The following is a 13,792-nucleotide window of genomic DNA, read 5'->3' as shown; positions in this document are numbered from 1 at the left end:
GGCAGGATGTGAACCTCAGCTTCCGGTTGCTTGGATTCCCGCCTCCGGAATGCGCTAATATTACGGCATGTCCAACGTTACAACCAGTCTCACCGCCAGCCCGCTGACAAGAGCAGCACGCTGGACTCGCCTTCTGCTTCACATTGCTTCCGGATTGATTCAATCCGCGATCTATCCGCATGTCGGTCAAAGGACCCAGAGACGCATGGCGCAAAAATGGTCAGCGCGGCTTCTTTCAATTCTGGGAGTCAGAGTGCGCCATCAAGGAATATTGCCTGCCTCGGGAACACAGCGCGTAATGCTGGCGGCCAATCATGTATCCTGGCTGGATGTGTATTCGATTATCAGCGTATGCCCGGCCCGGTTTGTCGCAAAATCTGAAATCCGGGGCTGGCCCCTGTTTGGTTGGCTGAGCAATAATGTGGGTACCTTGTTCATCGAGCGCACGAAGCGCAGAGACACGGCCAGAATAAACGACCACATTGCAGAGGCACTCAACAACGGCGATCGTGTAGCGGTATTTCCTGAGGGCGGCACCAGCGATGGCACCGTACTCCATCATTTCCATGCCTCGTTGCTGCAACCCGCGGTGAGCGTGTCGGCGATGCTCCATCCGGTGGCAATCCGTTACACCGACACGGCGGGTAACATCAGCAAGGCTGCGGCATACTTTCGTATCTCATTACTTGAATCGGTAAGGCAAGTATTGAGCCAGCCGCATATCGATGTCGAGCTCGTCTTTACGGAGGCGATCGATAGTCAGGGGAAAAATCGCCGCGAGCTTGCACGAAGCGCGGAGCATGCTATTGCCAACGCCTTGTTGCTCCCCCTGCCCCACAATCCGTCTGGAAAACCTTCCGATCCTCCAGACGAACAGCCGTAAGACTGCCTCCCCATAAGCACCCGGTATCGAGCGCCATGAGATTGCTCCTTATCTCAAGACCCAGTGCTGACCAGTGACCGCAGATGACGGTCGCCTTCCGGCTGGCTCGCTCCGGCGCATCGAACCAGGGCAAATAGCCAAGCGGAATGTCCTTGACCGAACCCTTGTGGGCAAAATCCATTCTTCCATGGGGGGTACAGACTCGCATGCGGGTCATGGCATTGACGATTACACGCAGCCGTTCATATCCGTTGAGGGTTTCATTCCAATGATCGGGCTGATTCCCGTACATCTGACGGCAGAATTCATGGAATTCGCTTCCCCGTAAGGCGCTCTCTACCAGCGTAGCAAGCCCTTGCGCCTGTTCGATACTCCAGGAAGGCAACAGGCCAGCGTGCACCATGACGTAGTTTCCGTCCACATGCAACAGCTTCTGTTGCCGCAGCCAATCGAGTAGCTCCTCCCGATCGGGTGCATCAAGGATGTTCTGCAAGGTATCGCTTCGATTTAGCTCCGCGCACCCTTCCGCAACCATGAGCAGATGCAGATCATGATTGCCCAGTACCATTATTGCGGAGTCGTTCAACTCTTTTACGAAGCGCAATACCGAGAGCGAGTCTGGCCCCCGGTTGACCAGGTCTCCCACCAGCCACAGCTTGTCTTTGGTTTCGTCGAAACGGACCAGTTCGAGGAGTTCCCGGAATTCGCGATAGCAACCTTGCAAGTCACCGACTGCGTAAATGGCCATGAGATGGAAAAACGATTGCCAACAGGCTGAAGGCAACGAAATGAACCGGGTTACCTTGAAAAAAACAAGGGCGATATGAAATTCTTCCTATCGCCCGCCGCATCCCGCTCCGCCTTCAACTTCTCAGGAGGTCATTTGGACTGGCTGACCATGTAGTCGACCACGGCTTTGACGTCCTCATCAGACAGCCCGGCGTTTCCACCTTTGGGCGGCATGGCATTCTTGCCTTTCAATGCGCTGGTATAAAGCGTCTCCGTGCCTGCCTTGATGCGGGGCGCCCACGCTGCATTGTCTCCCACTTTGGGTGCGCCGGCGGCGCCGGTGGCGTGACAGGCGGAGCAACTTGCGGTGTAAATTTTCTTGGCTTTTTCCGCCGGGTCTTCCGCTACAGGAGCGGTGCTGGCGGTTGCCGGAGTGGCCGCAGCCACGACTGCGCCTTCCCCTGTCTGCACCGCGGGCTGGGTGGAATCGCCTGCAATCATCAAGTTGCCCACTGGATGAAGGCGCTTCGCTACGGCCTCTTCCGAAAAAGCAGGACTGTTTGGATCCACCGAGCTTTCGCCGATGGCAAACCGTCCGATGAGTGATAAAACAACGATTGGAACTATGAAAGCGGCCAGGACGACAACAATCAACTGACCCGGTGTCTGGATAGGCGTGGAATGCCCCTCGTCTTCAACGTCGCTCACAATAGCCCCCAGTAATAAACGTTAACAATGTTTATTGTATAGGTTCATCTATTCAAGCAAAAGCGGTTTTATTCTGGTTGGACGGAGGGGTTAAAAAGCGTTATCCTATGCGCCCGATTCAAAAATGCCTTCCATCCGCGCCCATAGCTCAGCTGGATAGAGTACCGCCCTCCGAAGGCGGGGGTCACACGTTCGAATCGTGTTGGGCGCGCCATTCTTGTTTCACGCTGGAAAAATTCGCTAAGACATTGAAAGAGAAGGCCGCAGGCTTGATCTTTCCCAATCGCATCTGCGGGAAGCCATAGCCTGAAGTAAAAATTCATCAGGCCAAGCCGCTCTCACCAAAACGCTGTGATGGAATACACAGGCTTTACAGTTAAATAGAAGCCTGACCGATTATGTTTCTTCTGCAGCCTGGTCCAGATATCTCACTCCTTCCACCAGTTTGAGGAATTACCAGAATCTGTGTGCTGATGCGCTCCTTGAGAGTTGGAACATGCGAGATCACGCCGATCAACTTACCGTCCTGCTGCAGGCTCGCAAGAGTTTCCAGAGCGGTATCCAATGCTTCTTCGTCCAACGTGCCGAAGCCTTCATCCAGAAAAAGCGAATCCACGCGAACGTTTTTGCTGGCCATGTGAGACAACCCCAACGCCAGCGACAAACTGACGATGAAACTCTCGCCGCCTGAAAGGTTTTTCGTGGATCGAATCTCACCCGCTTGATAGTTGTCAACCACGTTGAGTTCCAAGGGCTGAGTATCATCGCGAACCAGCAGGTAGCGATCGGTCATTTTCTGCAGTTGCCGGTTGGCATGGCCAATCATCATCTCGAAGGTCAGTCCTTGGGCAAAATTTCGATATTTCTTTCCGTCCGCTGAGCCAATCAATTCGTGTAGATTTTCCCATCGGCGGCACTCTATTTTTTGAGCCTCGATAGCCGTTTGCTTTGCCTCCAGCCGTTCCTTGGCAGCAGTATTCTCGCTCAGTTTGTGTTTGAGGCGGATAGTAGTGTCCCGTAGCTGTTTCAAGGACTCCTCGTAATCCTTGAATTGCGGTTCCAGTTCCTCAAGAGATTTGTCGGTAATCTTCCTGGCAGCTTCCGTGGCCAAGCGCGCTTCTCGATCCTTTTGTCTGGCCTTGAGATCTATTTGGTGATCGTCCAGATTCTTTGCCTTTGCAAATAGCGCATCCCTTTGTCCAGCAGGGAGTTTAGCTTCAAGAAACTGTTTTTCCTCCGAAAAACCAGCTAATCCAAATGCTTCTGTAAATTCGGCTTCCAGTTCCTTCAGTTCCGGATCTCTTTGACCAATGCGCTTTTTCAGAGATTCAATTTGAGTCTTGGCAGTATTCAATTTCTGCTGAAGATCATTATGCAGGACTCTGGCTTTCCTTTCGGCCTCCTCTGAAACGGAAATACCCTTGTTCAAACGGCGTTCTTCATCATCAGGATCTTTATCACCGTACAATTCTTTCCGCTCTTTACATCCAGCGGCGTAATCCTTTTTGAGGGACTCCAGATATTCCCGTTTTTCATTCAATGCATTGCTTTGAGTTTCAATAACTGCGTCCAACCTTTTCAACTCGCTATCGAAATCTCCAATCTGTTTCTCGATATCGGTCTTTCTCTTGACCTGTATCTGCCATGCTTTAACGCGTTCTCGAAGGGATTCCAGCAGCGTTGAAACATTGGAATCCAGAATTTCCGCAATGCCGAGCGGTTGGAGTTTGGCTGATACAGTCTGCTTCAGTCCGGTAATATCAGTTTGGAGTTTTTCCACATATTCCTTCAGCTCGGCAAGAGCTTGCTCGGCATTTTTTTTGTCATTAATCGCTGTTATTTCCTGTTTTTCCCCGTCCATCAAATTTTTATGGGCAGTGCCTTCGGCTTCCTCAAAATGTCTGATGGCGGTTTCATGATCCTCAGCCTTGCTTATCAGTTCAGTGAGCCCCCAAATCTTCCGTTCGATTTCATCGGGAATGGGAACGTTGCCCTCCGCAAATGGATGCTTTGTCGCGCCACAAAGCGGGCATGGTTTGCCATCTTCCAATTTAGTTCGGTGATCTTCAAGTTCCGCTATTTTTTTCAGAAAAACGACTTCTCGAAGCAGGGTTTCCTTTTCTGTGCGGTATTCACGCAACAGCCGGTCACCCAATAACTGGTTTAATTTATCTTTGCCTTGTTGGAGATTCTTTGATATGTTCTCCAGCTCCTGTTTCCGAGCCCCACATTGCTTCCGGCAGGCTGCTAGTTTTTTTGTTGCCTGTTCCAGAACCGTCACTACCTTCTCTTTATCGGCCTCTTTTTGAGCTATTTCCTTCTGCCGGGAAAGCAAATTGCCCAGTTGTTCCTCAACACCGGCTAGACCGCTTATCAGCCACTCATCCGGCGCATGCTCCTTGAGATAATCTTCCGCAACCTTCAGATTCTTTTCAGCATCGGCGCGTTTTACCTGTTCTTTCAGCTTGGCCTGTTTGTCAGCATCGATCTTTATCGCTTCCTTTCTGCAGCTGTCTTCATCTTTCGAAATAGCCTTTTTCTGATCGGCAAGCGTCTGATCGAGGGAACGAACCTTCCTGATGAGCGGTAAAGCAGCTTCCAGCTCCGCTTTGGCTCTAGTGGACTGCTGCTCAGCCGATTTCAGAGATTCAGCCTGTTCCTTTGCAGAGGATGCCAGTTCAGGAAGGGCTGCTTCCCCAGTTTTCAGTGCCCTCTGCTCATCCGCATGTTGTGTTCGGATTGCTGTCAGCGTGGCGTAGGAACCCTCCAGTGACGCTGCCTGAATTGCCCGGCTGAGTTTGTCACGCTCTGGTTTAAAAATGTCGATGTCGGCTTGCAATTTGCCCGCTTCCGCTGCCAAGTTGTCGATTTCCTTCCTCAGTCCATTTACGGCCTTTACCCATGTGATGGCTTTATCCGTATCCATTAATTTTCTGGTCAGACCGGACTCTTCTTTTTGTTTTGACTCGAGTTCCTGTTGAATATCTTTTTCCTGTTCCTGCTCCAGAATCACGATACCGGCTGTTTCAGCCTGAAGCAGGTTCAGTTTTTCCCGCTCTTCACGCTGGCGCTCATGGACGCGGATCGATATTTTGCTATAAATCTCCGTGCCCGTTATCTGCTCCAGGATTGGCGCCCGCTCATCAGGTAACGCCTGCAGGAATGCGGCAAAGCCTCCCTGAGCCAACAACATGGAGCGGGTGAATTGGTCGAAATCCATACCGGTAGCCGCCTCGATCTGGTCGGCGACCCCCTTGATCTTGGATTCGAAAATCTCCCCTGAATCGGCATGAGCAATCTCATGTTTCGGAGCCTGAAGTTCGCCATCCGGTTTTTTACGTGCCCGGCGCTGGCTCCAGTGGCAACGGAAACGACCGGCCTGCGTCTCAAACGTCACTTCAGCAAAACATTCGCCGATCTGACGAGACATTATCTCGTTTCCGCTTTTGGTGACCTTGCTCAGCCGAGGCGTCCGTCCGTAGAGAGCGAGGCAAATGGCATCGAGGATGGTTGTCTTCCCGGCACCCGTCGGACCGGCGATGGCAAAAATACCGTCGGAGGTAAAGGCCGGATGCGTCAGGTCGATTTCCCATTCACCCAGCAGCGAGTTCAGATTCTTGAATCGTACCTGCAATATCTTCATCGACAGCCTCTCTATTCCGCTTGCATGTCGTCCTCATAGAGAAACGAAAGCGCTTCCTGATAAGCACGAAGTAATTCTGGCCGCTGGTCTTCAGGCACTTCATGTACGGTCAGGCATCGCTCGAATACATCGTTCACACTGAGATCGTCCAGTGTTTCTTCTTCATGGATTTTTCCAAGGACGCGATCGATAATATGGTTGTTCTTCACTCGCAGAATTTCCATTTGAGTGCCGGTAATGGCGATTTCCAGACGCTCGCGCAGATCGCCGATTACTTCTTCACCTTCGTAGATGACTTCGAGCCATGCTTGAGAAGCGGTCTCTGACAGTTTACGAATCTGGGTGGAGAGACTGCCCCAGTCTCCCTTGATACGTTCGAGCTTCTGAAACACCGGGACATCGATCAATTGAACAGACGCGGCAGTACTGTGGAATTCAACCTGGCAAACGCTCTTCTGTTGTCTAGCCTCCCCGAACCCCATGGGTAGAGGAGAGCCGCTGTATCGCATGATTTCGGAACCGTTTACCTTCTGCGGGACATGGAGGTGGCCAAGCGCTAGGTAGTTGAAGGATGCAGGAAAAATCCCGGCACTCACATGGGCCAGTGAGCCGACATAAAGGTCCCGCACGCCGTCACCCTCGATAGTTTGCCCTCCAGCGGCGAAAAGATGGCCCGTGGCAACGATGGGAATATCTATCCCAAGCTCCATGCGCTTCTGTTCGGCCAGGGCGGCTATGGCAGCGTAGTGATCGCGAATACCGACGAGCAGCTTTCGTTCCTTATCCTCGACACTCTCGCCGGCTTCCGCCATGCGGATGTCTTTGTCGCGAAGGTACGGCACAGCGCAGACAATCAGTTCGGACACATCTTGCTCATTTCGGAGCACCAGTACTTCATCTTCAAGGGATTCGGAGGTGCTACCGATTACATGGACATCAAGGGCTTTGAGCAGCTCTTTGGGTGCATTGAGAAATGAAGGGGAATCGTGATTACCCGCGACGATGATCATATGGCGGCATGATGAAGCTGCTACCTTCCAGAGAAAGCGATAATAGAGTTCCTGGGCACGATTGCTTGGAGCGCTGGTATCAAAGATATCACCGGCTACCAGAAGGGCATCAATTTCGTTCCTCTGAATCGTCTCTGCCAGCCAGGTCAGAAATGCCTCGAATTCCTCGTACCGCTTTCTGCCATATAAGGTCCGGCCAATGTGCCAGTCGGAGGTATGGAAGAGTTTCATGCTGTTATCCAGTCGTCGCAGGGAGGAAGCATTCCATGTATTCCTCCCGCCAATTTTTGAGTGTCATCATATCGGTCAGAAGATCTTCTGGCTCAGGTAATTCTGCTGATTGTAAGTGTTCAAAACCCGGAGTATGGGTTCCCCGGTCCCCTAGATTCTAACTTACACAGCTCCTGCTTCAGTCGGCTGCACAAACCGCTCAAACTGATCTAATGGCAGAGGCCGGCTGAACAGATAACCCTGGTAAGCAGTACAACCGTGGCTAGCAAGAAAATCTTTTTGTGCTCCGGTTTCCACTCCCTCTGCAATTACCGCCAACCCCATGCTTTTTGCAAGGAGCAGAATCGCGCGCACGATCGTTGCGTCGTTATTATCGGTCAGGACGTCTCTTACAAAAGACTGATCAATTTTTACCCAATCCAGCGGCAGACGTTTCAGATAGTAGAGTGAGGAATAGCCGATGCCAAAGTCATCCAGGGCGAAGCCCACGCCCCGGCCTTTGAGTGCCATCATTTTTGCAATGGTATCGTCCATGTCGTGGACCAGGATACTTTCGGTAAGCTCAAGCTTGAGTCTTTGTGGGTTGGCGCCGGTATGGTCGAGTATTGAAATTACTTGCTCGACAAAATCGGGCTGACAAAACTGGAGAGAACTGACATTCACCGAGAGATTGAGCTGTGCTGTCTCCGGCTGAAGTGCCCAGCTTGCCAGTTGGCTGCATGCGGTTTCCAGCACCCACTCGCCCAAAGGAAGAATCAGGCCGGTTTCCTCTGCCTGGGGAATGAATTCGGACGGGGGCAAAAGACCCCGGCGTGGGTGCTGCCATCGCACCAGCGCTTCAGCACCGATAATCCCGCGGCTGTCCACCTGCAGCTGATAATGGAGAATGAACTCGTTTCTCTCCCAGCTTTTGTATAACTCCGACTCCAGAGTAACTCGGGCATTCATTACTGCTTGCATGCCCGGATCGAAAAAACGCATGGCATTGCGGCCTGATGCTTTTGCCTGATACATAGCGAGATCTGCTCGCTTCAACAGTTCGTTTGTTGTTTGGGACTGATCGTTAAACAGTGCAATACCGATGCTGGGTGTAATGTGATGTATGTATGGATCGAGATTAAACGGCTGAATGAAGGTGCTGCGTATCCTTTCGCAAATGGTGCTTATCTGAGTAAGAGCCTCATCATGATCTTCGCTAAAGTCACCCGTCAATATCACCACAAACTCGTCGCCGCCCAAGCGAGCTACCGTATCGGTCTCGCGTACGCTGGAGATCAAGCGAGGAGCGACCTGCTGCAGCAACAGATCACCCATGTCATGCCCGAGCGTATCATTCAGCAGCTTGAAGTTATCGAGGTCGATAAACAGTAACGCGCCCATGCGGCGGTTACGAGCACTCACCGCTAATGCATGCCCCAGGCGATCCAGCAAGAGCCGTCTATTGGGCAGACCCGTCAAAGAATCGTAGAAGGCGAGGTGCAGGATTTCGTTCTCGGCGCTCTTGCGCTGGGTAATATCTGTATTGATCGCGAAGATAGACTGAGGCTCTCCATCGTCATTCCTGACCAACGTCCAATGTGCTTCCACGATCAGCGTACTCTGATCCTTGCATCGCTGCGTAAGTTCTCCTCTCCATTCGCCAACACTGAGTAGCGACTGGTTTGCTTCATCGAAAACGGCAACATTGTCATATAACATGTCAGCCGCTCTTCCCATCACCTCTTCGGACCTCCATCCATAGAGCCGTTCCGCACCCTGGTTCCAGAACTGAATACGATGATCAATGCCGCGCACAATGATTGCATCTGTCGCCTTGTCGAGGAGAGAAGCTTGTTGGCGGATGCGGATGTGGGCTTCCTGCCGTGCCTGCTCAGACTCCTTGCGCTCGGTAATATCGCGGAAATAAACAGTCAAGCCTTCTTCGGACGGATAAGCGTGTACCTCGAACCATCCATCTAGTGGAACGTAGAATTCCTCAAACCTCACTGTCTTGTTTTCCACGAGCGCCCGATGGTATTCGCGATCAAAGGTTGTTCCTACTGCCTCTTTGAATTCTTCCCAGATTACTCTTTCCAGAAGATCCTCGCGGTTACGCTGTAGCAGATTCTCCGCTTCCTTATTCACGTAAGTGAAGCGCCATTCCCGATCCAGGGTATAAAACGCGTCAGTAACACTTTCCAAAATCCTCTCTGTGCGAAGCTTCGCATTTGAAAGCTCGCGTGTTGTTGCCTTCTGCTCCTCTATGGCCAACAGCAGTTTTTTATTTACACGTCCCAGTACCACAGCCTTCTCTTTGTTCCCCGAAAGGACAAAGGAAATCAGGGCAGTCAACATACTGACCACGATTCCGCCTAGCAGAACGAGAAGTGCCTCGTAATTTTTTATTGCTTTTTCAAATGCAGGACGGGAGGATGCTTCGATCGCCCATGTTTGACCATATAAAGATATCGGTATGACGCGTTTAAATTTAGGTACGAGCAACGGTCCAGCTCGATGTTTTACGCTGTCGAAAAGAAGAGAATCTTCTGCCATTGCTTCCCCGTCGAAAATTCTTAAAGCAAGGATATCAAGCTCTCTCCGAAGGGTGGCGCGTACGAAGTCATCCATTCTGAACGGGGCATATACATAGCCCCCAAGGGATGCGCGCCTTTCTTCCACCGTTTTCGGCAGATTTGCAGCCCTATAGTAGGGGAGATACATAAGGACGCCTGCCTGGATATCCTCACTGGTTTCCTGTACGAGCTTCACCTTTCCGGTAAGTGCGGCTTCTCCGGTATCGCGCGCGCGGGACATGGCGGCGCGTCGAACAGCATTTGAAAACATATCGTATCCAAATGCACGCAGATTTGATCCCGTAAAGGGTTCGAGATATATGGTCGACGTGTACTCCTGCCGCGGGGTTTCAGGCCAGACTTTATAGGATGGGAAGCCTTCCGCACGTACTTCTTCAGTATGGGCGGCAAGCCTTGCCGGTGGGATATATTTGGCGAAACCGATACCGTGAATGCCTGGATACCGTTCGTTTATTCGGAGCGCATTCACGTATGTGCGCCATTCGTTCCGCGAAACAGAGGGGGAGGCAAGCAGATGGCCGAGTCCCCCTTTCAACACCTGCTCGTACCCTGAAAAGTGATGTTCGATCTTGTGGATAGCTTCTGCTATCACCTTATCGAATCGAGCATTTTCATGCCGTTCCTCCAGATCCTGTACGACAGACCAGCTCACCAGGGTAAGCGACATAAAAATCACAAAGGTGAAAGTGGCGATAGCCGGTCGGGAGAGCGTGCGGCTGTCAGGGATATGTGTTTTGTGGATTTCTGTATCCATCACTCAAGGCTGATGCTTCAATGGTCACGCTGAAATTCCTCAAGCTAGCAATCTAACCGACATTGGGTTTTACGGATAAATGGATAAGGGATACTAAAAATGCCAAGTTTTACGTTTTGCGCGGCTCGTCAATTTGTTAAAAATATCGATCTGGTTAAACAAAAAACCCGCCGAAGCGGGTTTTGAGAGGAAGCGGCAGTTCCGTCGCTCGAGACGGAGGTAACCGAAGCAGAGGAACAGCATCTCTAAATCTCCACTCTCGCCCCTAGTTCGAGTACACGGTTTGCCGGCAGTTTGAAATATTCGGCGGCGTTGCTGGCGTTGCGCACCATTGCCGCGAATAGGCGTTCACGCCACAGGGACATGCCGGCACCTGGACTAGGCACCACGATCTCGCGACTCAGGAAGTAGGAGGTCCTCAAGGGTTCGAACACGAGGCCATGCGGTTCACACAATTCGAGTGCGTACGGCAGATTCGCTTCATCCTTGAATCCATACCGCACCGTGATCTGGTAACAGTTTTCCATCAAGGGCTTTATCGAGACACGCTGTTCTACCGGCACCCAGGGAGTTTCCTGGTATGCCACCGTGAGGAAAACCACACGCTCGTGCAGGACCTGATTATGGGCAAGATTATGCAACAGGGCGTGGGGTACACCGTCAGGATTAGCCGTCAAGAAAACCGAGGTACCCGCGACCCTTGTGGGGGGATGTGCGATAAGCGATTCGAGGAAGGATTGGAGCGGTATGGCAACGGAGCGCAGGTGATCGACCAGCATTTGCCGTCCACGACTCCAGGTGATCATAATAAAAAAAATGACGGACCCGATTACGAGCGGGAACCAGCCTCCCTGGGCAACTTTCAGTATGGTGGCGGAGAAGAACGCACTGTCGATCGTCAGGAAAAATGTGGTTACCAGGATGCCCAGAAGGAATGGATAATTCCAGGCATAGCGGAGCACGAAAAAAGTGAGCGTGGTTTCGATAACCATCGTAGTCGTGACTGCTACGCCATATGCCGAGGCAAGATTGGAGGATGAACCGAATCCCAGGACCGCCATGAGGACAACCGACAGCAGAGTCCAGTTGACAAACGGGATGTATATCTGCCCGATCTTACGTTCCGAGGTGTGTCGGATCTGCATGCGCGGCAGGAAGCCCAACTGAATGGCTTGCCTGGTCACCGAGAAAACGCCGGAGATGACGGATTGCGAGGCAATCACGGTAGCGGCAGTCGCCAGTGCTACCGCGCCATAAAGCGCCCATGAAGGAAACAGCAGAAAGAAAGGATTGGAGATTGCGGATGGATTGGACAGCAGCAGTGCACCTTGCCCCAGATAGTTCAATGTGAGGGCGGGAAGGACGCCCCCATACCAGGCCAACCGGATTGGCTTCGCCCCGAAGTGTCCCATATCCGCATAAAGCGCCTCGCCACCTGTCACTGCCAGCACCACCGCTCCCAGGGCAATAAATGCCAGCCAGCCATTACTGATACAAAAGGCAAAGGCATACATGGGATTGAATGCCGCGACAATCTGTGGCGCGCCCGCGATATTGATCAAACCTACAAGTCCGAGGCTGACGAACCATATCACCATGACGGGCCCGAACAAGACGCCAATTCCCCCCGTTCCTCGCTGTTGCAACATGAAAAGCGCGATCAGCACAACCACGGTGATGGGTAGCACATAAGGCTGGAGCAGCGGGGTTGCAACTTCAAGACCCTCGACTGCGCTCAATACCGAAATGGCAGGCGTGATAACACCATCGCCAAAAAACAGTGCTGCCCCGAATGCGCCGATGAGAAACAGAATGTTGTGCAAGCGCGGACGGTCGGTGACGGATGAGCTGGCCAGCGATAGCAACGCCATGATCCCGCCTTCACCGTGATTGTCGGCCCGCAGGATCAACGTTACGTATTTGAGCGACACCACGATCATGATCGTCCAGAAAATGAGCGAAATGATGCCGATCACGTTGTTCTCGGTGACAGCAAGTCCATGGATGGGGTCGAAAACTGTCTTCATGACGTATAACGGGCTTGTTCCGATATCCCCGTAAACCACTCCCAACGCAGCAAGGCACAGCAGACTTAGAGGCTGGCGCTCGAGAGAATGTCCCGCTGGCATCTGTTGATTCGTCATGTTGATTAACGTTGACTCAGCCTTTGTCTTGGGGCAAGCAGCTGAAAGAAAGGATAAATACTTGGCGGCTGGCAAAACCACAAGCTTCTTATTTCGGCCTTTGGCAAGGAGGCCAGGAGTCGATATCCTTTAACGTGAGCGTTTACTATCTTTCCGACAGGCGTGGTACCGCATTTGCAATTGATAGGAAACAGCCCTGTGTACATTTTACACGACCTGCACATGCTGATGGCAAAAGCAGTTTTGATGACATCCTGCCGCTCTCCCCAGCTACCTCTTTTGGGCTGTCTCTTTTTGTTGGCTACCGAACCGACCGGAATTGCTCTCTTCCTTATTATTCGAGTCATCGTTTTCCGGATTACGATTCCTGCAAATCATGAAATTGGATTAATTATAGGAGAGAACCATGGCCTACACAGATCGTGACACCTACGGCATGTACAAGAAGTATGGCAAGGAAGGCAAGGGACCTGGTCCCCGTCTGATGGGCGCTGACACGCTGATCGGAGAGGACGTATATAACACCAGGGACGAAGACCTTGGCGATATCAAGGAAATCATGCTCGATATGAACAATGGCAAAATCGCCTACGCGGTGTTGTCCTTCGGTGGATTGATGGGAATGGGGGATAAGCTCTTCGCCGTGCCCTGGAGCGCGCTGACGCTCGATACAGAGAATAAGCGCTTCATCCTCAACGTGGATAAGGAACGTCTCAACTCCGCGCCAGGATTCGATAAGGACGACTGGCCCGACATGGCGGACACATCCTGGCAGAATACAATCAATTCGTACTACGGAACGAAGACTTATACCGAGTCTTCCAGCACGAAACAGCCGACGGACAGCCCCGACACGCCGTATGAGCAAACGCCTTATACAACAACCCAGTCCTCGGGCATGGATTCGGGCAGGGTCAAATAAACAAAAGAGTCAGACAATTGTATCCGCTGATGCTCCTTCAATGCCGCACCGCTGCCTGAATTCCAGGCCACATTGAGCGCCACTACGTTCCGCCCCTGTCCTTCACAGCGGGCGGAAGCGGAAAAGTGCAGCATCTACTCCTACTCCTGGTTAAGCGTTTTGTACCTTTTGTACCGTTTATCAGATGAAAGGTAT

Annotated in this window: 8 protein-coding genes and 1 tRNA gene; 3 read left to right on the top strand and 6 right to left on the bottom strand. The window is 51.9% G+C overall.

Going from position 1 to position 13,792, the window contains the following annotated elements:
* Window positions 1-67: 67 nt before the first annotated feature.
* Window positions 68-883 (top strand): lysophospholipid acyltransferase family protein, encoded by an 816-nt coding sequence (locus BMW46_RS03205; protein WP_074704684.1) that lies wholly within the window; start codon window positions 68-70, stop codon window positions 881-883.
* Here the strand turns inward: BMW46_RS03205 and BMW46_RS03200 are convergent.
* Together BMW46_RS03200 and BMW46_RS03195 are read right to left on the bottom strand one after the other, a co-directional pair.
* On the bottom strand, window positions 804-1,631 hold the full coding sequence (locus BMW46_RS03200) for a symmetrical bis(5'-nucleosyl)-tetraphosphatase (RefSeq protein WP_074704681.1): 828 nt from the start codon (window positions 1,629-1,631) through the stop codon (window positions 804-806). The genes BMW46_RS03205 and BMW46_RS03200 overlap by 80 nt on opposite strands.
* 131 nt (window positions 1,632-1,762) lie before the next feature.
* Window positions 1,763-2,320: a c-type cytochrome gene (locus tag BMW46_RS03195; protein ID WP_074704678.1), complete on the bottom strand. Its 558-nt coding sequence runs from the start codon at window positions 2,318-2,320 to the stop codon at window positions 1,763-1,765.
* Window positions 2,321-2,457: 137 nt separating this feature from the next.
* Between BMW46_RS03195 and BMW46_RS03190 the strand changes: the two genes are divergently transcribed.
* Window positions 2,458-2,534: transfer RNA gene (locus BMW46_RS03190), tRNA-Arg, on the top strand.
* A 162-nt stretch (window positions 2,535-2,696) separates the two neighbouring features.
* Here the strand turns inward: BMW46_RS03190 and BMW46_RS03185 are convergent.
* From BMW46_RS03185 to BMW46_RS03170, 4 genes are all read right to left on the bottom strand, one after another.
* Window positions 2,697-5,963, bottom strand: coding sequence for an SbcC/MukB-like Walker B domain-containing protein (locus BMW46_RS03185; protein ID WP_074704676.1), 3,267 nt, complete (start codon window positions 5,961-5,963; stop codon window positions 2,697-2,699).
* 11 nt (window positions 5,964-5,974) lie between these two features.
* On the bottom strand, window positions 5,975-7,204 hold the full coding sequence (locus BMW46_RS03180; RefSeq protein WP_074704673.1) for an exonuclease SbcCD subunit D C-terminal domain-containing protein: 1,230 nt from the start codon (window positions 7,202-7,204) through the stop codon (window positions 5,975-5,977).
* 162 nt (window positions 7,205-7,366) lie between these two features.
* Complete coding sequence (locus BMW46_RS03175) at window positions 7,367-10,531, bottom strand: bifunctional diguanylate cyclase/phosphodiesterase (RefSeq protein ID WP_081355653.1); 3,165 nt, start codon at window positions 10,529-10,531, stop codon at window positions 7,367-7,369.
* Between the two features lie 245 nt (window positions 10,532-10,776).
* Entirely contained in the window at window positions 10,777-12,675 is a 1,899-nt protein-coding gene (locus BMW46_RS03170; protein ID WP_074704670.1) for a potassium transporter Kup, read from the bottom strand.
* 406 nt (window positions 12,676-13,081) lie between these two features.
* Between BMW46_RS03170 and BMW46_RS03160 the strand changes: the two genes are divergently transcribed.
* Window positions 13,082-13,597 (top strand): PRC-barrel domain-containing protein, encoded by a 516-nt coding sequence (locus BMW46_RS03160; RefSeq protein ID WP_074704665.1) that lies wholly within the window; start codon window positions 13,082-13,084, stop codon window positions 13,595-13,597.
* Window positions 13,598-13,792: the final 195 nt, after the last annotated feature.

Source organism: Nitrosospira multiformis (assembly GCF_900111585.1).
Taxonomy (GTDB): Bacteria; Pseudomonadota; Gammaproteobacteria; order Burkholderiales; family Nitrosomonadaceae; genus Nitrosospira; species Nitrosospira multiformis_B.
The sequence above is the reverse complement of the archived record's forward strand: the minus strand, read 5'-3'. Positions and strand labels throughout refer to the sequence as shown.